Origin of the sequence: Escherichia sp. MOD1-EC6300 (assembly GCF_002965045.1) — a bacterium.
GTDB classification, from domain to species: domain Bacteria; phylum Pseudomonadota; class Gammaproteobacteria; order Enterobacterales; family Enterobacteriaceae; genus Escherichia; species Escherichia coli_F.
Genome location: NZ_PTRH01000030.1, coordinates 1 through 22,954, shown reverse-complemented (window position 1 = coordinate 22,954; position 22,954 = coordinate 1). Strand labels below are relative to the sequence as shown.

The window sequence follows — 22,954 nt, the reverse complement described above, 5'->3', positions numbered from 1 at the left end:
CTTAACACGCGTGCCTGAAAAAGGTCATAAAAAATAAAGGCACAAAGTGCATAGAATGATGTGATTAAATTGATATGCTTTATCTTTTCTGCTAAGGATATATTGCTATGATTAACGATGAAGAGAATAGATCTCTTACTGTTTGCCCGTGCGATCTCACGCCAGTTTACTATATAATCTCCCCCTGTCAGTTTGCTGCCAACGCTTTCTCTGTCATGTTAACAAACTTTGGTAAAAAAAATGTTATTCTGATGCCATCTGTCAAGATGGTTGAATTGTCATGTGACGTAGCAAATAACATTAAGTCTGGTGATCGTTTGATTGTTTTTATCCCTGGGGAGTCATTACAGGCAATACTAACTATAAATTATTTATCATCGCTAACATCTGCGCTAAAACACCCGGCGAGGATTATTTTTTTTAGCCGTCTGTCTCCTACCTGGCTATATGTAACACTAAAAAAAAACATATCAAATAAAAAATGGCTTAATCGGGCCAGAATTGCCATGCCTAATTCGATCCTTATAAAGGATGGCAAATCATTTAAAATCAATACTGATTTTTTTCCCCGCTTTTCGATAGTAAGCCCTTCACCATTTTTTAAGGAAGGATTAAACTCACGGGAACTGGTGGTTCTGTTAAAATCGTTCATGGGAGTTAAAACTAAAATTCTGGCCAGGCAATATTGTTTAAGCATAAAGACAATATACAGTCAAAAACTTAGCGGATTAAAAAAACTCTCATCTCAATTTCCAGACACAGCCACACTGTTACCAGACAAGCACCGTGACTTAATCAGAAATGAAAACAAGTATATTAGTGAACTGAAACAATTCGTGTTACTGGAAGCTCTTCTCAAGAATGAGTTATTTTCCGTATTTCAACCTGTCGTTATGTCCGATGGCCAGGTTGCAGGATTTGAGATTCTTATACGCTGGCACAAAAATGGACAGGTGATGTTGCCATCGATGTTTTTTCAAGAGATACATAGTCGGGAAGAATGGGTCATGCTGACTGAATTTGTTATTCATGAAGCCATCAATGCTATTAATAAATTTAATGGAAAGTTCTGGTTTACAGTTAATATTCCAGCAACTTTAGCTGAATCCTCTTCATTACAGGAGATATTCAATGTCGCTATAGTAAAACTTAAAAATCCAAAATGGGTTGGATGTTTGGTTGCTGAATTCTCTGAGTATACTGAGGTTCGCGCAGGGGGAAATGTTGAAAAGAACATCATAACTCTAAACTCACAGGGTATAAACGTATATCTGGACGATTGTTTTTCTGAGAGTAACTGTGAATTTATTGAGAGTGGCGTTAGTTTTAATGGATATAAACTCGATATGTCACTGGTCAGGAATGCTTTATTTGACTTTAAGGCCATATCTAAAATAAAAAAAACCATTGCTTTTTGTGTAAGCAATGAAAGCATATGTATTGCTGAAGGTGTGGAATCAGAAGAACTGTATAAAAAACTATCTGCCGAAGGTGTCAGCTTATTTCAGGGATATTTTTTTTCTGAGCCTGTTAAAATCACTGAGCTAAATAAAACTATCACAAAAATAAACAGTATGAATCTTTCTCCAGCACTCTCATAATGTGTAGTACATCGTTTTCAGAAATTTACCATCAAATCTTAATAGTTATGAATACATTTTTAGCAAAATTCAGAAATTTAATGCAAGCAGATCAATAATTATCTTAAAAGTTAACGGGCTGATTCAGATTCTATAAATCAAAATTGTGGTTTACAGAGGAATTATTCGCATGCGCTGGAGAGTTATCGCGTATTTCGTATGAGTTTCTACTTTCATATCAAAACCGGTAACTCTCGGGTTAGATAAATTATCTGTAAGAGCAATCTGTGTATAATGACAGCAAATAATATAAGATATTATTTTTGTTCTGTATCCGGGCAAATGAAATTCCCGTCTTTGACCCATGCCCTGTTAAATCTTTCAGCATTTGCAGCTGTATAAAGAACAGTATGACGAATGCTTCTGTGACCAAGATAATCCTGAATTAATCTTGTATCATTTCCCAGTTCAGCCAGGTTATAGCCACATGCATGTCTTAACATATGAGGGTGAATCGATAAAGAGAGTTGTGCTTTTTCACCATAATTTTTAAGCAACTGATAAAATCGTTGCCTGGAAAGTCTTCCTCCATGCCTTGATAAAAACATCCAGGGAGTCCGGTTTCCTTTTAAGTAGCGTCTTTCATTCAGCCACATTTCAAGAGCTTTACTTTCAAAATCCAGTAATGGATGAGTTGTGCTTAGCCCCCCTTTTAAACGATGTATATAAATTTTCCTGGATATGCTTTCATAATCTGTTAATTTTAACTCTATCAGTTCACTTACTCTTAAGCCATGTATAAATGCCATACTTACCATACAATAGTCCCGATGATTATGTCTATTTTTATAAATATAATCCAGTAGCTTATAAACCTCATCAGAAGTTAAGTACTTTCGTTTCATATGTATTGTCCTTACTTATTTTGTACATCAAGGCAAACTTTTTTAAATACTCTATAATAATTAAACGCCTTCATATTACTACTTGTTGTTTGTTTTACTATAGAGATCACAAAAAAAAGCCAATTAAGGAATTTACATAACTTTAATGAAAAATAACATATATTTTATTAAAAGGATCCCCCTGTTTTCTGAGCAGTTTAAAGAGTTTTGCTTCATCTTTAATGAAATACTTAATATTTATATTCATCATTGCAGAGTTTTCTAATTTTGAATACAAACTGAACAATAAAAAACACAAAGTTTTTTTTTGTTCAGTTGTAAACCGTATGATTGAAATTCACTCATTGCAAAGATTGTTTTTTATGCTGATTAACACTAGCTTTTGTTCAAAGCACTTTAAGCTTTCAAAAAAAGCATAAAATTACGCGAATATTTTTATCGCTTCTGAATGAATAATGGAAGTTAATATACTGTAATCAGGAACATTATCAGGTAAAAGCATGCCTGTATGTTATTTGTACTGATTGTTTGTTGTCAGAGCCATAATTGTTTACAGAAACCATCAATCTCGTATCGTTGTTATAATATTTTTCCTGTGGTTCCTGTTGCCGAAACTGTGTACTTTGAACTGAAATTACAAGTAATCCAGCGTGAAAGTTGCCAGTGAATTAGCAGTGCCCGCTGTAACATTATTACCTGTCCTGACGTAACGTACGTAAAAAGGGATAGATACAGCTGAGGCATTCATCTCAAATGAATAATATGGCGTCGTGTAACCTGGAGGAATACGATTCCGGTTCCAGTCAAGCAGTTCGACAGCAACATTCTTTGCTGTACTGTCTTCAGTCAGAGAAAACAATTTACTATTTATAATATCAGTTTTTCCCGTCCAGCTTACTTTTACGGCAGGTGTTGGGCCACAATTCTCAAGATTAATTGTAAATCGTGTCATTGGTAATGCAGACGGCGTTTGTTCAAATTGTCTGGCAGACCAGACACCTAAACTTACGGTTTTATTTATCGAATCAGTGCTTAAAACACAGGCTGGATGTATCAATGTTGCTCTCATATACAAGTTAGTTACCCCTAAATCAGCCCTGGATTGAGTAAACACATCTGTAGTCATGAAAAGCATACCAAAAAAAATAAACCCAGCTCTTTTCTGACAAAAATCGCGCATCATTAAATAAACAGACATCATTGAATATGCTCCATTCATCACGGAAAATCCACACGCAAATATGCTCTTGACGTTACAGGTCCCTCATCAGGTTTGTTTCCTGTTATGCTGACAGGATATACCCGGATGGTAACATTCTGTTGTGCGTTACTATCAAGAATGAAGGGAATTACGCTGGATATCTTGTTAGGCGTTAATGGATCTCCATTGGTATTGGTCACATGAAATCCGACATCAGGGTTTTCATCTGAAACAACTGCATTCCCACTAGGCTTGTCTGCCTGAAGTCTCATTGTTAATTTTGCATTACCTGCAATATTGTTACATTTTACATTAATGGTTTTTGATTGAGGTTGAACACCTTGTGCAATTTCGCCTGCCCGTTTAAAGGCGGTCGATGGTATATTGCCAAAGTTTATGTTTATCGATTGCCCGCTATCTATCTCACATGATTGAGGAACAGTGAGATTCAGGCTTACATATAATCGATATACAATGGCTTGTCGACTGGTACAGCCTATCGGCTGACATGCTCCATAATCGCCTATATGAATTTGCTTACTGTAAACACCAGTAACAATTTTCTTTCTGACATAAACCTGTGTTTTAAAGGAAGGGCTATTTCCTATTACATTTTCATCCCCAACGTTAAAAGTAATTTCTTCGCACTTACCATTTCTGATAACTCTGTTAAAAGGCGCATAAACAACGCCATAACATGGAGTATCAAGCATTACGCCCAGAGAAATATAGTCATCAACTATTTTATATTGCCAGTTTGAAAAACTGGTTCCATTTTCAGGGATACTATCCCCTGTATATACAAACCAGTGTTGTGCTTTAGCCTGACTTGTCGCCCGAAGACGAGGCTCCACAGTATCAACCTGGCCACTGGGGATAGTTTCACCAATCACGTTCTGGCTTTCAGTAAGATTTTTATTAATATCAAAATTAACAGCAATATTACATCCAGAAACACATTCAACAGCTGCGTAAACATTGAAAGAACAGACCACCAGAAATACGGTTGAAAGAAAATATATTTTCTTATTCCGATGATAATACGGTTTCATTAATTTATTATTCTTGTTCATTATCGAACCTCTCATTTACAGACACTCAGCATGTGTATAGCTGATACCGCGCTTTTCTGTCTTTTTTTCCAGCTGATACGTTGCCATGCATTGCTGTGATGCCGAATGCCCCCAGACAACCTTGAGCATACCCTCAGGTTTCAGACCAGGCATAAATACCTCACCTGCATCACCCACTATGCCCCCTCCTCCGGTTTCGTCACTAACTAACGCCCCAAAAGGTATTGGTTTGCCATTACGTTGTGTTAATGTAATTTTTGCTCTTGCTCCAATACGTGGATTAAAGCTGGCAAGTACCATTGCTCCTTTTGTAGGCACCACATGAGTAACCGCATTGTCCAGTTCTGCATTATCTGGCAATGTTGTCATATCCAGAGCTATACGATTAGACTGGTAAGTGGTGGCATAAGGTAATACGGCATATCCGCGCCAGTCAGTACTTACACCTGTTGCATTCTGTATGCGAACACTATCCACACCAGGGACTTTAACCAGTATGTTGGTATCGCCTAACGGTTGGCTAAGCGTCACTCCATCAGCATGTGCCACAATTCCGCCGCTGAGACCGTAGTTAACCTGTTGATAATGCTTACCGTAGCTATAACCTATATTACTGTTTGCATAACGCCCCTGGTAACTCAGACTGGCTATTCCATTATTACCAATACCTTTAGTGGTATAGCCTTGTTGCACGTTATAGCCCAGGTTGTTATCGTCCAGTAATGTTCCGCTAACTCCCGTCTGCTGTGTTACCCGACTATCAGAGTCATGCGTCATTGAGTAGGTTGCATAAGCCGTGTTACTTGAGTTGGTGATATCACGTGCCTTGCCTGAATTTGTAAGCCAGCGACTTAATGGTACTGAAATGTTGAATGCCATCCGGCGATCTGTATTAATCAGACCAGGACTTTTATTCCATGACCAATTAAGGTTGTAGCTGATATCTTCCCAGTTTCCGCTGTACCCCACCTGCCACAACTCTTCCTTCTCATTTGTTCTCCAGTATGTCTGGTGACTACCGGTCACGTATACGGTTCCGATATCAGAAATTTGTTGGCTGATATTTACCTGTAATCTTCCTTTTTTGCTGTAGTACAGATTGTGATAATCAAGCAGCTCAGGTTGTGTATCGACAGGTCCATCCTGTGTTTTAAGACGATATCCTTCCATCTGACGCCATGCTGTTTCACTCAGAGTATAAAATCCCTGAGTTGAATACCGATAACCCAGTAACTGAAAGTTAGTACCATAATCGTTGAGCGATTTAGCGTACAGAAAACGCAATGACTGACCTTCTTTCTGACTATCATCTGGTAAAGTACTACGGGCATGTGTTACGTCCGCAGAGAATGCGCCAAAATTACCCAGATTCTTCCCGGCGCCAAAAGCAATTGACTGATAATCGTCAGAAAATTGAGTTCCGCCATACAATGTAACACCTGCGGGTAAGCCCCAAATAAGCGTGCCTTGCCAGAAATCCGGCGAGTCCTGCAGGTCTGAGCCAGAGCGAAACTCTCCTGCTGTCAGTGCATACTTTACTCGTCCCTCGCGTTGAAGGATGGGTACGGCAGAATATGGAACAGTGAACTGACTGATTGAGCCGTTGTTTTCCTTTACAGTAACCTGGAGATCACCACTGGTTGATGTCGGATAAAGGTCCGTGATTTCGAATGCTCCTGCCGGAACATAAGTTTGATAAATATCATATCCATTCTGGCGAATTATCACCTGTGCTGGGCTGTTGGCCACACCACGAATTGTAGGCGCGAAACCACGCATACTGTCTGGTAACATGCTGTCGTCACTGGCTAATTGTATGCCTCTAAAGCCAACACCATCAAATATATCCCCTTCTGTATAGCTATCACCCAATATCAGAGTGCTCTTCAACGGAATGATATTACGTTGTACATAAGTGCTGATATTACGCCAGCTATTATTTCTGTAACGCCCGTTATCACTATAATTCCACGTACTATAATTACGTAGCCGCCATGAATCGATATTAATTCCGCTATTAAGATTCAAAAAGTAACTATTATAGTTTATATCGTTATGTGTATTCTTGCTATTACTACCAGAGAATGAATAATCTATTAACCCCACAGTGACGCCATTATCCCATCGCTCAGGGGGAATATATCCACGAATATTATTTTTGAACGCGGCCTGAGGTATACTGATATCAAGGCGCTGACGCTCAAATGCAAAGTGAGCTTGTGCCTTATCAAATGATGCAGCCAGGTCTGCACATTGTTCCTCTGTCAGCTTCATCAAGACAGGTGAAGCCTGGATATTAACATTTTTATTTTCCAGCCAGGTACGTGAAAGACAAGGAACCAGCCCCGTATTGTCTACACTTTTTAGTTTTTTATCCAGAACATCAAAACGAATATCCTGAGTACCGATATATTCGTCATTAATATAAATTTCAACACGATAAATACCAGCTGGTTGCCCTTCTCCTTTCGAAAAACGAGATAAATCTGCAACGAGCGAAGGATCTCCGGACAAAAAGGCTGGATTAAAATACTCTTCTGCGTAGCTAAACTGCATGCCCACTCCCATAAAAGCCAGATACGGCATCAGGGATAATCTGGTCCATACGGCACTTCTGTTAAAAAATGCCGACAGTTTGAAATACTGCATAAATTACTCCTTTGGCAGCATCAACTGGCAGTCACTACTTTCTGACCGCGCTCTGGTACTTAGTTATGATATTTAATATTTTTGTCTGGTTATTTTTATTAGTTAATTTTAACCCGTGTAACGGGAGTGTTAGCCCCATAATCATTTATTGTCTGATAACTTAATTTACCCACCGTCACACCCTTAGGTAAATTGATCATTATGCTCGATTTTGGAGGCACCATCGCTGTATCCAGTTTCTTGTCATTTATAGACATATTCACAAGTGTCACATAGAATGCAGAAGCATTATTAATCTTCAATAAGCCATTACTGCGACTAAAAGTAAGTCTGGATGGAGCATCTGCTGACTTTTCCGATAAACCTGCCGGGCGGACAAAAAGTTTAATTCTGGCAAGCACAGCAATTTGCAGAACATTATTATCCTTAATTTCATCTTTATTGACAGATGGTATGGCTTTATTATTCAGCCAGTACAACCTCTCCCGATCATGAGGAACATCCTCGCCCGTGTAAATGATACGAAGCATGTTTTCAGTTTTCGGATTACTTACAAATAATGGTGGTGTGACGATAAAGTCTTCTGTTTTACTTCCAGCGTCATTTTCAATCCATGTTTGAATTAGATATCTGTTATGTTCATCACTATTATTAACAGACAGCGAAATCTGGCGGGCATCAGAAGGGTATATTACTCTTGTTGCCCCCAGAGCAATTCCTCCCGCCCAGGAAATAGACGGAAATGCGAATAATATATAAATTCCCGCCAAGAAAATTTTTTTTATGCTTTTGTAAAAACGATAATAAAACACGAAAACCTCGCTTTTATTCATTACAGACAGAATATGAATCACGATAAATTATCGTTTCGTGATTATTGGTAGGTAAGAGCGAACCAGGTAAAAGCATTTGCATTTCCACCTGTTACCTCACGAGATGTCGCACGATATCGCGCATGAAAGCGAAGAGTATTATCCCCTTCGTGCAAACGACTCAGGAAACCGGAATGAGTGTTTGGTTCAATAATTTGCCCCAGCTCATTAAACAGCGCTAACCCTATACCTGACGCTGCATTTACCCCTTCACCTGCTTTAAACACCTGTGGATCTTTACCATCTGTAACGCCATAGAATGCAACCTTAACCTGATCACTGACAGCTGTACTGCATTCAGTGAGGCGTATACTAAAACCAACCGGAGAGGTAAGGCTTCCCACACCATTAAACTGATTACTGCGGAATTGCCCCAGATTTACTGTCTGGCTGCGGCTGTCAGTAGAAATAGTGCAGGCTTCAGCCGTTAATATTCCACGAAAATGAGTTATTCCCCCATCAATCACAACATGATGACGGTTCCCGGCTGAAGCATCAACAAACACACTGAGCCAAAGCGTAACTGCTGCGCACAATTTTTTTTTGTACACGCTCGCCTCCAGTTTATTTGCGAAGACTGCTGTTATCAGCAATCTTCGCAGGGCAAATAATCAGTTGTATTGCATTTTAAAGAGTGCATCCGCATCAGCCTGACCGGGAGTGACAGATGCCAGAGTTGACTTATAGCGGGCTGTGAAACTTAATACATTGGCGCCATCAACGAGATTTTGCGCAGTAGAGAAGACTGAACCATCAGGTTTAACAAGCTTACCGGTATAGTCAGAAATCTCGATGCCTACACCAGAGGCTGAGCCAGAAGCTCCACCGGCAATATTACTCACAGCTAATACAGTTGGATCATTTGCATCAAGGTTGCCGTAGAATGAAACTGCTGCGGTTGTGGATATCTTGGTATCGCAGTCTTCAAGTTTGATCGTGAACGGAACTGCGTGAGATCGCATTCCTACAGAGGTAAAGTTAGCTGTACGAAATTGTCCCATCTTTACGATTTGGTCTACAGACTCGGCACTTACTGCACAAGCCGCATTTACAATCTGACCAGTAAAATGTACTGTTCCTCCAGTAACAACAGCTGCACTTGCCACAGGAACTGCAGACAACAGCGCCAGTCCCAAAATAGATTTGGTAACATGTTGTTTACTCAACATCAGATGTGCTCCTTACTTTAATCTTATTAATTTCAAAAAATCATCACGACATCATGTCTTTCCTACTCAGGAATTGTTCTCAGATGAACAACTGACACTGTAAAAAAGGCTGCCACCAGTTTGTCAATTAGGACCATTTTGACAAACTGCACTGTTTTAGATTAAAATTTTTTTAATTACGCTTCTTGCCATTTTTAATGCTAAATAATAGCTAAAAATCAGACGTTCATCTTGTTATTTAATGGTGAAAAATAATAGACATACTGAATAAAAAAACAATAAAAACGAACATCTAATCGCAGATGTTATGAAAAAATCAAAGCAGAATCCTTACTATTTGATTTTTAAAAGATTAAATGCAAATTGAAGAATACGTAAGAAAATGTTGCATTTTTAAGTTAATCTATTTAAGATTCGCTTAACAGTTTGGTCCTAATTGTCTCCCTCGTTGTATTTTTTTTATCAAATATCAAATAATTCCATATTATACCCAGCCATATATATACAAAAAAAATCATGGTTCCTGACGCTATTGAAACTTTGGTGTCATTTCTATCAAGCTGAATCGCAAAGGATAAATAAATTATTTCTTTTAAATCAATATGTTGACTGATTATGGGGTGACAGTTTATTTCTTTCCTTCTCTAATTACAGACCTGATATTCAACCTGAAACTTATGCAATATCGGTCCTGACACATCTTTTTTGGTGACTAAAATACGACCATTGTTTTCTTTGCGCTATGATTTTAGGCTAAAACTAATTTTAATTAACAAAAAAAGCGACTTAATAAACCACACTTTTAATTAGTATAATTAAAATCACCAGTAGTATGAACGATAAAAAAATCGAATATATAAAAAATTAATCACTAATAGTTTATATTAAAAAAACATAATACTCCGTATTATTTATGCATTTGCACAATTAATGCTCGATCAAAAATGCAGAGATTTTACTGATAAAATCAAAGTGGTACTATCAATATAAATAATAAAAAGCATATAGTTACATTATAAAAATATTACACATTGCAATTACTAACATCTCTTCTAAAGAACCACAGAGAAAATATCTCGCGCTAATCAATTGGATATCGAAAGTATGGAAGAGTTCGGAGGAGGGGAGTGTAAAAAATACACTAAGAGGTTAATTTATTGTTTGTTTTGAAATTTAATGGTCTTCGCTCGCCCTTCAGACTATCTTCTAGTAGTGAAAACGTATAATACTTCAGCATATTTATAGGGGTCCGCTTGGAAAGCGGAAATTTTCCCACGCTAAGAAAATTAAGTTGAACGATTGGTTACATCCAGGCAGCTAACTCACTGAACGTAAAGGCTGTACGAAATGTTCTGACCGTCCGATAACCGTTTGGCTTACTTCCGTACATTCCCTTGTGAGGATGTACAGAATTGTACGATTTAGGACACCAAAACCACTGTTGTCCCGCCATCTAGGTGATTCCTGAAAGTCATTTGGATAAAAAGCAGTCTTAACGTGGTTTATTTTCCGAATTCCAGGCGGCCCCCCATAATATCCTGCAGCCAGCTCCATCGCACAATATACCGTCAGTTCTTCCAGCCAGTCAGCCGGATCGCTATGTGCGGCAGCAGTCTGTTTCAGAATGCGGATGTCGAACCGGGCATTAAAGATAATTACTGGTCGGTCCCCGATTGCATGACGCAGTTGCCGCGCCACATCTGTCCATGATGGGGTCCGCTTGGAAAACGGAAAATATCCCACGCTAAGACTGTTTTTTGTACGATTCGATATCGACATTGCGTAATGGTCGGTACTTCCCTGTACCCAGCTTAAGATTATTACGCCAGACATAATCCCCATTAAGATTGATATGCTCCCAGCCCAACGGCGAAAGGTGAGAGAGCAGTTGGTCATTAATCGGGAGCTTTTTTCGTTTCAGGGATTCAATGGCTCTTTCTATGTATACCGTGTTCCATAACGCGATTGCCGCTGTCAGTAACGTCAGACCACTGGCCCGGTAACTCTGATTCTCCAGCCCCCTGTCCCTGATTTCACCCAGCCGGTGCATAAAAACCGCTCGCGCAAGAGCATTACGGGCTTCTCCTTTATTCAGCCCAGCTTGTACACGTCGTCGCAAACCAGGATCTCGAAACCAGTCCAGCATAAACAGTGTCCGTTCGATTCGACCAATTTCTCTCAGCGCTTTGGCCAGTCCATTCTGTTTTGGGTAACTGGCTAACTTTTTCATCATCAGCGATGCAGTGACTGTCCCCTGTTTAATCGAAGCTGCCAGGCGTAATACCTCACCCCAGTACGTTTCAATATCTTTGAGATTCAGGCTGGTTGTTGATATGACGGACTGAAGCCCTGGATATCGCTCAGCCTTTCCGTGAATAAACAGTCGCTTATCATGAAGATCCCTGATCCTCGGCGCAAAAGCAAATCCCAGCAAATGCATTAGTGCAAAAACATGCTCTGTGAAACCTGCGGTATCGGTGTAATGTTCGGTAATTTCCAGATCACTTTCATGATACAACAGGCCATCAAGTACGTGGGTTGAGTCACGTACCCGACTAATCACTTTGGTGTAGAACGGGCTATATTGATCTGATATATGCGTATAAATCTGTACGCCCGGCTCCTGGCCATATTTAAGATTGACCTGACCAGCATAACGCCCGTGACTGCCCACCCGAAAGTTCTGCCCGTCTGATGACGATGTTGTCCCGTCGCCCCAGAATGCTGCTAATGGACGTTTCCCCTGCGCGTTTACCAGTTCTGCAAGGGCAGCTGAATAGGTTTCGTCACGGATGTACCATGCCTGGATACCTTCGAGGGACGATTTTGTTACCCCGGGGCAGGACTCTGCCATTTTTGTCAGCCCCAGATTAATACCGTCAGCCAGAATTGTGGTCAGCAACAGCCTTCCGTCTTTTGGCCTGATGTTATTATTTTTGAGATGCGTGAAGTGACGTGTAAAACCCGTCCAACTGTCAACTTCTTCCAGTATTTCTGTAATTTTCGGATGGGGGAGCATGTTATAAACCAGACTGACAAAGGCAGAAACACCGGAAGGAACCCCGTTCTCCAGCGGAGTGATTTTCACTCCTTTATCTGAAATATCAACATCCGGCAGCTCACCGGCAAGAGCCATTGCGTTAACTTCTTCCAGACGAGATGCAAGAAGCGTCATACGGGCCTGAAGATATGCATGGCAATCAGTCTGCACAGCCAGTTGTAACTGGTCATTTTGTCGGGATTTATCAAATTCAGTGACCGGGATAAGATAATCATCAAAATTTCTGTAACGACGCGACCCTTTTACCCAAATATCTCCGGAACGTAACGCCCCCTTGAGTTCATTCAGTACACAAAACTCATAGTATTTTCGATTGATGCCTGAAGGCGTTAATACCAGTTTTCGCCAGCTTTCAGGAATAAATGCTGTTGGCGCTGTAGGCGGAACGTTACGAAGCTGCTTACGGTATATTTCCCTTATAGTATCCAGTGCATCGCTGAGCGGCTGCGCCGCAGGTGTCGCTACAAACTGCAATGCTGACAACATTCGTGGAGCGTATTTTCGAAGTGTGCTGTATTTTTCGGTGATCAGGTGAAGAGGATCGAAATTACCTTTACGGGACAGCAACTGTGTTTCTTCCAGGCTGTTGACGAACTCCTGCCAGGGAATAACATCTTCTATCGCGGCCCAGGGATCTTCACCTGACTTTCTGGCATGCAGTAGCGCCTGACCGACAGTAACATATTGTCTTAACTTGCTCTGGATAAGTTTGCCTGTTAACTGAAGCCTCTCGGCTTGTTTGCGTTTTGCCTGGCTGAACAGACCGCCCATAATGCGTTCGTGTAGCTCGATAACTTCATCAGTCAATGTTGCTCTGGCTTCCTGAATGACACAAACCAGCGTAGCGTAACGTCTGATATCGGTGAATTTTGCCAGATCTCTGCTGCTCATTTTTCGGCCCTCACGCGCCAGTTTGAGTAATTTGTTCTGGTGAACGGAAAGCTCAATACCATCAGGTAATTCCAGCGCGGTGATAGAATTAAGTCGATCGATATGTTGCAGCACGTTTTTACCGTTAATTTTACCGGGAGGCTGAAGTAGCCACGCGAGTCGGGAAGGTTGTTCCCCTTCTGATATGAGCAGGCTGTCGAGTGCAGATCTATGCTGCTTTCCCAGTTGTGTCGTAAGTGCCGAAAAAACAGATCTGTCAGCAAGTGTGACGGCTTCGGCAAGCGTCCGTTCGATCACATCAACCGACGGGAAAATAACATTATTGTTATGTAGCCAACTGAGCATTTCCTCCGCCAGAGTAAATCCTTTATCTGTTCGCATGGCATAGGAATGCAGATGCCGAATGCAGTCTTTTTGCAGAGTTCGGCTGAACGGAGATAATTTCAGGTAGCGATAAAGTTCAGCCAGATGCTCCCAGCGGGTTTGCTCTCTGGCTGCATATTCATGCCATAAATCGGGCTGAAGCTTCAGTCTTGAAGCAATTCTGGATACAACGCCACAGTGGGGAACATTGTTTTTGTCCGGAACAAATCCAGGCCCACGCAGGTAACAGAGTAATACCGCAAAGCCCAGGCGATTAGCTGGACGCCGGTGCTTATTAATGAGAGCAATATCTTTATCACAAAGAAAACACATTCTGGTCAGAATAATTTCATCATCTGGTATAACCAGCAGGCGAGCTTGCTCTTCACTACTCAGTATTTGTCGCCGTGGCATGAATGCTTCCCTCGTGTAAAGTTTTCATGTGTTATGGATTTGTTGTGACCGAAAACGACCGGTTTCGGACATTGTTAAACAGATATATCCGAAAGTCAGCGAAATTACTTTCGGACATGCATTATAATATGTACACCCATTTCGTACAGAAGATCTCACTATGTCTCGAATTTTTGCCTATTGTCGGGTTTCCACTCTGGAACAGACGACCGAAAATCAACGTCGGGAAATCGAAAGCGCGGGTTTTAACGTCAGACCCCAACGAATAATCGAAGAACAAATTAGTGGATCAGTAGCAGCCAGTGAACGTCCTGGTTTTAACCGGTTGCTTGATCGACTGGAAAGTGGCGATGTATTGATAGTCACAAAACTGGATCGCCTCGGTCGTAATGCAATGGATATCAGGAAAACAGTGGAGCAACTGACCGAATCTGGCATCAGGGTGCATTGCCTGGCATTAGGTGGTGTTGATCTGACCAGTCCGGCAGGAAAAATGACAATGCAAGTGATTTCAGCGGTCGCTGAATTTGAACGAGATCTTTTACTTGAACGAACTTATTCAGGGATAGCAAGAGCACGGGATGCAGGAAAACGTTTTGGTCGCCCACCGGTATTAAATGAAGAACAAAAACAGAAGGTACTCGAACGCATTAAGTCTGGGGCAAGTATAAGTGCTATTGCCAGGGAATTCCGAACAACACGGCAAACAATTCTGAGAGTTAGAGCGAAACAGCAAACTGTTACTGTATAGAAAATAGTCTTAGCGTGGGATATTTTCCGTTTTCCAAGCGGACCCCTATATGCTTTAGTCAGACGAGAGAATATTTAAGGAAGTATCCATAAGCGGGAGTGGATACAGGAGAAAGAAACGAGCAGCACTGATGTTCCCGGGTTTTACTGTAATGCTGGAAAACCTGCATAAAGCTGTATCAGGAAAACTGCACAACAATAGCCAGCAGTCCTCAGATAAACGGAATAGCAACCTAAAAACAATGCAAGAAGATTACACTGCATTTACGTGATAAATATCATATTACATGCGTTCAACCTTGCATCATGCATACGCCACAGGACGTCATTAATATTTTTCTATGAAATAAGATTACTCAATAATCTCTCTGTCTTTCACAGTAATGCGGACAAACATAAAATTCATTATTTTTGTACATTGAAGTAATCCATATTTATTTGATATCCGTGTTCTTCGGCAGCTATTACAGCGGCAAGCACGGTGCACTGCGCATGGACTAATCAGAACCTGTAGGCTGAACGGTATCAATCCAGAAGCGTATCTGCGCCATATCCTGAGCGTACCGCCGGAATGGTCTTTCTACCGTGTGATGAACTCCTGCCATGGAACGTAACACTCATCAATAAATAATTATCAATATAGCGAGCACTTACGTATTTTTAGTGGATGAATCAAGTATATGATTGCTGTTTGATTCTTATCATAATATCTTTCTATTCACTCAGGATAAAATCTGTCTGGAATATTGTTTTTCTTAATCAGAAACAGTGAAAATATATTGGTATAAGCTATTAAGGATACGTAATTAAATGATAAAATATTTGCAAAGCGGTCCATTAGTTGTAGTTATGGCATTCATATTATGGGGACTCACACCTTTGTTTTATAAATATCTTTCCGGCGGTGTACTGACTCATATTCTGATATACAGAGTAATCTTCTCTATTCCATTGTTATTGGGGATAAGACTATTATTTAACAGGAGGACATTATTTCGGAATTTATTGAAAGATAAAAGATCTTTTGTGTTCTGTATGATTGCTGGGTTATTAATGATAATTTCCTGGTCATCTTTTATTTACGCACTGACAAATCATCAGGTTCTTGATGCGAGTCTTGGGTATTTTATCAATCCACTCTTTGTTATTTTACTTGGCTATATTTTTCTTAAGGAAAAATTATCTTTATTCCAGATGATTGCTGTTTTTTCCGGTACGTCTGGACTGCTATTTCAGTTGTTTTCGGTACGCAACCTTCCCATACTGGCACTAATCATGGGGCTTTCATTTGCATTATACGGACTGATAAGAAAATTCATTCACTATGATGCTATAACCTCAGTCACGCTTGAAACATTCTGGTCATTACCTGTTTCACTTATCCTTTTTATATATACCGACCCGGATGTAACCACGCCCTCTGAGATCCCATGTATTCTGTACATTATGACTGCACCAGTCACTGTTATCCCGTTGGTGCTGTTTGCTGTTGCACTGAATCATACATCACTTATCGTAACCGGCCTTGCCCAATATATCGGTAAGCGTACAGCCTGAACCGTCTGGTCAGAATCTGACGAATTAGACAAAGTGGTGTCCACCAAATAAGTAGTGGGAACCAAAGTATCAGATATGCAGAAAAATGTGACTCCCGGCAGGCGAAAAGGCTGCCCTAATTATCCTCCCGAATTTAAACAGCAGCTCGTTGCTGCCTCCTGTGAACCCGGGATATCCATCTCAAAACTTGCTCTTGAAAATGGCATTAACGCCAATCTGTTGTTCAAATGGCGACAACAATGGCGCGAGGGAAAGCTGCTATTACCTTCTTCAGAGAGCCCCCAGCTACTTCCTGTGACTCTCGATGCAGCTGCCGAACAGCCAGAATCGCTCGCAGAGGACCCGGAAACCCTCAGTATCAGCTGTGAGGTAACGTTCCGGCACGGGACGCTCCGCTTCAATGGCAATGTCAGCGAAAAGCTCCTGACTCTGCTGATACAGGAACTGAAGCGATGATCCCGTTACCTTCCGGGACCAAAATTTGGCTGGTTGCCGGTATCACCGATATGAGAAATGGCTTCAACGGCCTGGCTGCGAAAGTACAAACGGAGCTGAAAGACGATCCCATGTCCGGCCATGTTTTCATTTTCCGGGGCCGCAGCGGCAGTCAGGTTAAACTGCTGTGGTCCACCGGTGACGGACTGTGCCTCCTGACCAAACGGCTGGAGCGTGGGCGCTTCGCCTGGCCGTCAGCCCGTGATGGCAAAGTGTTCCTTACGCAGGCGCAGCTGGCGATGCTGCTGGAAGGTATCGACTGGCGACAGCCCAAGCGGCTGCTGACCTCCCTGACCATGCTGTAAATCTCTTTATCCTGGTTGTTACAGAATAAGCCCGGTAAAATACAGGCTTATGAACGACATTTCTTCTGACGACATCTTCCTGCTGAAACAGCGCCTGGCCGAACAGGAAGCGCTGATCCACGCCCTGCAGGAAAAGCTGAGCAACCGGGAGCGCGAAATAGACCATCTGCAGGCGCAGCTGGATAAACTCCGCCGGATGAACTTCGGCAGTCGTTCCGAAAAAGTCTCCCGCCGTATCGCACAAATGGAAGCCGATCTGAACCGGCTTCAGAAAGAGAGCGATACGCTGACTGGTAGGGTGTATGACCCGGCAGTACAGCGTCCGTTGCGTCAGACCCGCACCCGTAAGCCGTTCCCTGAATCACTACCCCGTGACGAAAAGCGACTGTAGCCTGCGGCGCCGTGCTGCCCGAACTGCGGCGGTTCACTGAGCTATCTGGGCGAGGATACCGCCGAACAGCTGGAGTTGATGCGTAGCGCCTTCCGGGTTATCCGGACGGTACGGGAAAACATGCCTGTACTCAGCGCGATGCCATCGTGCAGGCACCTGCACCTTCGCGGCCCATCGAGCGGGGTATCGCCGGACCGGGGCTGCTGGCCCGCGTGCTGACCTCGAAGTATGCAGAGCACACCCCGCTGTATCGCCAGTCAGAAATATACGGCCGGCAAGGTGTGGAGCTGAGGCGTTCACTGCTGTCGGGCTGGGTGGATGCATGCTGCCGGCTGCTGTCTCCGCTGGAAGAGGCGCTTCATGGCTATGTCATGACTGACGGCAAACTCCATGCCGATGATACCCCGGTCCAGGTACTGCTGCCGGGTAATAAGAAGACGAAGACCGGGCGGTTGTGGGCGTATGTTCGTGATGACCGCAATGCCGGGTCAGCGTTGGCACCTGCAGTGAGGTTCGCTTACAGCCCGGACAGAAAAGGCATCCATCAGCAGACTCATCTTGCTTGCTTCAGCGGTGTGCTGCAAGCGGATGCGTACGCCGGGTTCAACGAGCTGTATCGCAATGGAGGGATAACGGAAGCTGCCTGCTGGGCTCATGCCCGCCGAAAGATCCACGATGTGCACGTCCGCATCCCGTCAGCACTGACGGAAGAAGCCCTGGAGCAGATCGGTCAGTTGTACGCCATAGAGGCGGATATAAGGGGAATGCCGGCAGAGCAGCGGCTTGCTGAACGTCAGCGAAAAACGAAACCGCTGTTGAAATCCCTGGAAAGCTGGTTGCGTGAAAAGATGAAGACCCTGTCGCGACACTCAGAGTTGGCGAAGGCGTTCGCGTACGCACTTAACCAGTGGCCGGCACTGACGTACTATGCGAACGATGGCTGGGTGGAAATCGACAACAACATCGCTGAAAATGCCCTGCGGGCGGTCAGTCTGGATCGTAAAAACTTCCTGTTCTTCGGCTCTGACCATGGTGGTGAGCGGGGAGCGCTACTGTACAGCCTGATCGGGACGTGCAAACTGAATGACGTGGATCCAGAAAGCTACCTTCGCCATGTGCTTGGCGTCATAGCAGACTGGCCGGTCAACCGGGTCAGCGAACTGCTTCCGTGGCGCATAGCACTGCCAGCTGAATAACACATCCCCGTCAATACGGCCCTCGCTGTACGCTTATTACGCAGCAAGTGCACAATAAGCTAACGAGACTGTGGGTTATTGTTCAATAATGCACAATTTAGACATTAGCATACCTGCGTCCAGGCAGTTTTAGTGGTGTGTACATTATGGGTATAAGAATAAGATATCCTTTCAGGAACTGTTTAAAACAAAAGTGCGTATGTATTTCAGTAATGGTAATTTTTATGTGACAGGAGGCTTAACCGAGCGCTCTTATCTCAAGAGAAAAATCGGCGCTAACGGGTAATATACTCCTGCCATTGAGTAATATTTAGTTTAAATGATTTATATCTGTATATCAGTATGTGACTGAATTGATAGTGATTTTTGATGCTCAAGAGAAATGTCGGAGTCTTTTACGATACCTTTCTGAGATGATTGTAATTATCAATGTGATTCAATGCACAAATTGTCAGAAATGCAGCAAATAGCCGTAACCATCCTATAATAAATCATTATTAATTTTAATGATAAAGATATGTCCAAATTGATAAACACATATTTTATTACTCCGCCAGAGAAACCGACTCAGTCCGGACCTGAGGGTATCCGATATGATTTTAATGATGGGGCGCGTGTACTGCTCCCTGAGGGGAAATGGCATGTTCGTCTGATGGATGCTGATTCGGGGAACATTCTTTTTAGCTGCGATGCAGATAATGGCTGGGTAAGGAGCTGTAAAAAATACTTCATTCGTTTTCGTATTCAGGTATTCCATAGGGGAAACGACACGCCCTTAATGGATGAAACGTTGAATTTAAAAAATCAGCCTGTGCTGATTTCGTTTCCTACCGGTACATTAGGTGATTTACTCGGATGGTTTCCTTATGCTGAAAGGTTTCAGACGCTACATAAGTGTCAACTGGAATGCACTATGGCACAGGAGATTATTGAACTACTGGCACCGCAATATCCGCAGATTCAATTTTCTACTCCAGATAATCCTCATACGATTACGCCATATGCAACTTATCGTGTAGGACTGTATTTTGGTGGCGATACAACTAACCAGCCAATTGATTTTCGCCAGGTTGGTTTTCATCGTTCCGCTGGATACATTCTGGGAGTGGATCCCCGGGAATCACCAGTCCGACTTAATCTTTCAGCCCCCAGAAGCATTAATGAACCTTATGTATGTATCGCGACACAATCCACTTGTCAGGCGAAATACTGGAACAACGGTACTGGCTGGAGTGAGGTTGTAGCCCATCTCAAATCGCTGGGGTATCGGGTACTGTGTATTGATCTGCATGCTCATTATGGTCAGGGCTTTGTCTGGAACCATATTCCGTGGGGAGCAGAAGACTTTACAGGGAAAATACCTCTGCAGGAACGGGTGAATCTGTTACATCATGCCAGTTTTTTTATTGGTTTATCCAGCGGGCTCTCCTGGCTGGCATGGGCAACTCATATCCCTGTTGTACTAATAAGTGGTTTTACGCTTCCTGTCAGTGAATTTTATACCCCATGGAGAATATTTAGTTCCCATGGATGTAACGGATGCTGGGATGATACTTCACTGAATTTTGATCATAAAGATTTTCTGTGGTGTCCGAGACATAAAAACACCCCCAGACAATTTGAATGTACACGCCTGATTACGGGGAAGCAGGTAAACGGCGTCATCGACAAACTTCATGCCTCTCTGGCAGAACAAAGTAGTATTGGTATGAATCATTCAAGGTGGAGTAATGAATAAAATCTATAATATTGTATGGAACGAATCTTCTGGTATGTGGGTGGTGACTTCTGAGCTAACCCGCAAAGGTGGGCAACGGCATCGAAAAATAAAGAGAACAATGTTAGCCGGACTAATTGCGGGGCTTATGTTGCCAACCGTACCTGCTCTTGCCCAAGTATTTAATGATGAAATACTTGATTATAGTAGCTCAATGTCTTTATCAGCAGGTGATTCCGCATTTAATACCACCATTGATGGCGGAGAGCAATACGTATCCAGTGGTGGCAGCGCTATAAGCACGACTATCAATGATGGGGCACAGATAATTTTTAATGGTGGTACCGCTTCAACGACGACCATTAATGGTGGTTACCAAGATATTTCGAGTGGTGGAAGTGTCACTAATACACTAATTAGCGGAGGGGATCAGTATATTTCCGATGGTGGCAGTGCGACTAATACCGTTATCGATGGGGGAACTCAATATATATCCAGTGGAGGCAATGCTATTGAAACCACTATTGAAAATGGGTTCCAGGAGGTTTCCAATGGTGGCAGTGCTACTAGTACCGTTATTAATGCCGGATTCCAGAACATTTCAAGTGGTGGTAGTGCTACCAGCACCATTATTAATGCCGGATTCCAAGATGTTTCCAATGGTGGCAGTGCTACCAGCACCACTATTAATGGTGGCGTCCAGCTCATTTCCAGCGGTGGCAGTGCTGTTGACACCACTATTCAAAGCGGGATTCAGGAAGTTGGTGAGGGGGGAAGTGCAAGTGGTACCACTATAAATAATTCTGGTATCCAGTTCATCAGCAGTGGAGGAAGTGCTACAGCAACCACTATTAATAGTGGCGGTTGGCAGGAAATATCCAGTGGTGGCTCTGCAACTGAGACGGCCATAAATGGAGGCATTCAGTGGATTTACGATGGAGGCTCAGCTTCAGATAGTACCATCAACAGTGGTTACCAGGTCATCTCCAGCGGCGGCAGTGTAACTTCTACCACAATTTACCGTGGTGGGGAGCAGAGTATTCACAATGCAGGTCTTGCGACCGGAACCATCATCAGTGGCGGGGAGCAGCTAGTCTCCAGCGGTGGTAGTGCCGTAGATACAACCATTGAGGGGGGGCTGCAGACCATTCTCAATGGCGGAAATGTATCAGGGACACTCATTAGCGGAGGAGAGCAGCGAGTTTCCAGCGGTGGTAGTGCTGTAGACACCACCATTGAGGAGGGGCTTCAGACTGTTCTCAATGGCGGAAATGTCTCCGGGACTCACATTAGCGGAGGTGAGCAGAACATTTCCAGCGGTGGTAGTGCTGTAGACACTACCATTGAGGAGGGGCTTCAGACTGTTCTCAATGGCGGAAATGTCTCCGGGACTCACATTAGCGGAGGTGAGCAGAACATTTCCAGCGGTGGTAGTGCTGTAGACACTACCATTGAGGAGGGGCTTCAGACTGTTCTCAATGGCGGAAATGTCTCCGGGACTCACATTAGCGGAGGTGAGCAGAACATTTCCAGCGGTGGTAGTGCTGTAGACACCACCATTGAGGTGGGACTACAGACTGTTTTTGATGGCGGAAGTGTTAATGGCACGATCATTGATGGTGGGGAGCAGCACATTTCCAGTGGGGGAAGTGCGATTAACACCACACTGGATGGCTATCAGACAGTTTTCAATGGTGGCAACGCAACAGGCACCACAATTAATGGCGGGTTCCAGAATATTTCCAGTGGTGGCAGTGCTACCAGCACCATTATTAATGCCGGATTCCAGGAGGTTTCCAGTGGTGGCAGTGCTACCAGCACCACTATTAATGCCGGGTTCCAGGCTCTCTACGATAGCAGTATAGCCAGCGGCACCGTTATTAATAATGGCTTCCAGCTCATTTCCAGTGGTGGCTCTGCCATCAACACCACCATTAAAGGGGGATTCCAGGAGGTTAGCGATGGTGGCAGAGCTATTGAGACCACAATTACTAGTGGCTGGCAGAATGTATTAAGTGGTGGGGTTGCAACTGAGACGCTCATTGTCGGGGGAGTCCAGACGATTTACGACGGAGGCTCAGCGTCGGAGATTACAATCAACAGTGGTTACCAGGTCATCTCAAGCGGTGGCAGTGTAACCACCACGACCATTTACCGTGGTGGGGAGCAGAGTATTACTAATGCAGGCCTTGCTACCGGGACCATCATTCGTGGCGGGGAGCAGCGAGTTTCCAGCGGCGGCAGTGCCGTTGACACAACCATTGAGGGGGGACTGCAGACTGTTTTCAGTGGCGGAAGTGTCTCCGGGACTCTCATTAATACCGGGGAACAGCAAGTTTCCAGCGGTGGCAGTGCCGTGGACACC

Annotated in this window: 14 protein-coding genes and 4 pseudogenes; 9 read left to right on the top strand and 9 right to left on the bottom strand. The window is 43.2% G+C overall.

Going from position 1 to position 22,954, the window contains the following annotated elements; translation table 11 throughout:
* The first annotated feature begins 107 nt into the window (after nucleotides 1-107).
* A complete protein-coding gene (locus tag BGE37_RS24130; protein WP_089627131.1) occupies nucleotides 108-1,601 on the top strand; it encodes an EAL domain-containing protein in 1,494 nt (497 codons plus the stop codon).
* Between the two features lie 296 nt (nucleotides 1,602-1,897).
* On the opposite strand, the gene BGE37_RS24125 is transcribed toward BGE37_RS24130, so the two are convergent.
* The 9 genes and pseudogenes from BGE37_RS24125 to BGE37_RS24085 form a co-directional block, all read right to left on the bottom strand.
* Nucleotides 1,898-2,485, bottom strand: a complete 588-nt coding sequence (locus BGE37_RS24125; RefSeq protein WP_089627132.1) for a tyrosine-type DNA invertase — start codon at nucleotides 2,483-2,485, stop codon at nucleotides 1,898-1,900.
* Nucleotides 2,486-3,119: 634 nt separating this feature from the next.
* Complete coding sequence (locus BGE37_RS24120) at nucleotides 3,120-3,686, bottom strand: fimbrial protein (RefSeq protein ID WP_157919779.1); 567 nt, start codon at nucleotides 3,684-3,686, stop codon at nucleotides 3,120-3,122.
* Nucleotides 3,687-3,703: 17 nt separating this feature from the next.
* Nucleotides 3,704-4,759, bottom strand: coding sequence for a fimbrial protein (locus BGE37_RS24115; RefSeq protein WP_241956679.1), 1,056 nt, complete (start codon nucleotides 4,757-4,759; stop codon nucleotides 3,704-3,706).
* A 15-nt stretch (nucleotides 4,760-4,774) separates the two neighbouring features.
* Complete coding sequence (locus tag BGE37_RS24110) at nucleotides 4,775-7,408, bottom strand: fimbrial biogenesis usher protein (RefSeq protein ID WP_089627134.1); 2,634 nt, start codon at nucleotides 7,406-7,408, stop codon at nucleotides 4,775-4,777.
* 98 nt (nucleotides 7,409-7,506) lie between these two features.
* A complete protein-coding gene (locus BGE37_RS24105; RefSeq protein ID WP_089627135.1) occupies nucleotides 7,507-8,262 on the bottom strand; it encodes a fimbria/pilus periplasmic chaperone in 756 nt (251 codons plus the stop codon).
* A 20-nt stretch (nucleotides 8,263-8,282) separates the two neighbouring features.
* Nucleotides 8,283-8,831, bottom strand: coding sequence for a fimbrial protein (locus BGE37_RS24100; protein ID WP_000277046.1), 549 nt, complete (start codon nucleotides 8,829-8,831; stop codon nucleotides 8,283-8,285).
* A 60-nt stretch (nucleotides 8,832-8,891) separates the two neighbouring features.
* Nucleotides 8,892-9,449, bottom strand: a complete 558-nt coding sequence (gene fimA, locus BGE37_RS24095; protein ID WP_105288530.1) for a type 1 fimbrial major subunit FimA — start codon at nucleotides 9,447-9,449, stop codon at nucleotides 8,892-8,894.
* Nucleotides 9,450-10,976: 1,527 nt separating this feature from the next.
* Nucleotides 10,977-11,162, bottom strand: a pseudogene (locus tag BGE37_RS26065) (3'-5' exonuclease); the annotation flags it as partial.
* 31 nt (nucleotides 11,163-11,193) lie between these two features.
* Complete coding sequence (locus BGE37_RS24085; RefSeq protein ID WP_032275676.1) at nucleotides 11,194-14,178, bottom strand: Tn3 family transposase; 2,985 nt, start codon at nucleotides 14,176-14,178, stop codon at nucleotides 11,194-11,196.
* Nucleotides 14,179-14,338: 160 nt separating this feature from the next.
* Here BGE37_RS24085 and BGE37_RS24080 point away from each other — a divergent pair, with 160 nt between their 5' ends.
* The 8 genes and pseudogenes from BGE37_RS24080 to BGE37_RS24040 form a co-directional block, all read left to right on the top strand.
* Entirely contained in the window at nucleotides 14,339-14,929 is a 591-nt protein-coding gene (locus tag BGE37_RS24080) for a recombinase family protein (protein ID WP_000086536.1), read from the top strand.
* Between the two features lie 446 nt (nucleotides 14,930-15,375).
* Nucleotides 15,376-15,559: pseudogene (locus tag BGE37_RS25920) on the top strand (transposase domain-containing protein); the annotation flags it as partial.
* A gap of 179 nt (nucleotides 15,560-15,738) precedes the next feature.
* Nucleotides 15,739-16,467, top strand: a pseudogene (gene rarD, locus BGE37_RS24065) (EamA family transporter RarD); the annotation flags it as partial.
* Nucleotides 16,468-16,560: 93 nt separating this feature from the next.
* On the top strand, nucleotides 16,561-16,941 hold the full coding sequence (gene tnpA / locus BGE37_RS24060) for an IS66-like element accessory protein TnpA (protein ID WP_001171554.1): 381 nt from the start codon (nucleotides 16,561-16,563) through the stop codon (nucleotides 16,939-16,941).
* Entirely contained in the window at nucleotides 16,938-17,285 is a 348-nt protein-coding gene (tnpB, locus tag BGE37_RS24055; RefSeq protein ID WP_001680631.1) for an IS66 family insertion sequence element accessory protein TnpB, read from the top strand. Before tnpA ends, tnpB begins: the two co-directional genes overlap by 4 nt.
* 49 nt (nucleotides 17,286-17,334) lie before the next feature.
* Nucleotides 17,335-18,872: pseudogene (locus BGE37_RS24050) on the top strand (IS66-like element ISEc8 family transposase).
* Nucleotides 18,873-19,389: 517 nt separating this feature from the next.
* Entirely contained in the window at nucleotides 19,390-20,610 is a 1,221-nt protein-coding gene (locus tag BGE37_RS24045; protein WP_000040077.1) for an autotransporter strand-loop-strand O-heptosyltransferase, read from the top strand.
* Nucleotides 20,603-22,954 (top strand): ESPR-type extended signal peptide-containing protein (locus BGE37_RS24040; RefSeq protein WP_198598476.1); only part of this gene is annotated, 2,352 nt, incomplete at its 3' end. The genes BGE37_RS24045 and BGE37_RS24040, both read left to right, overlap by 8 nt.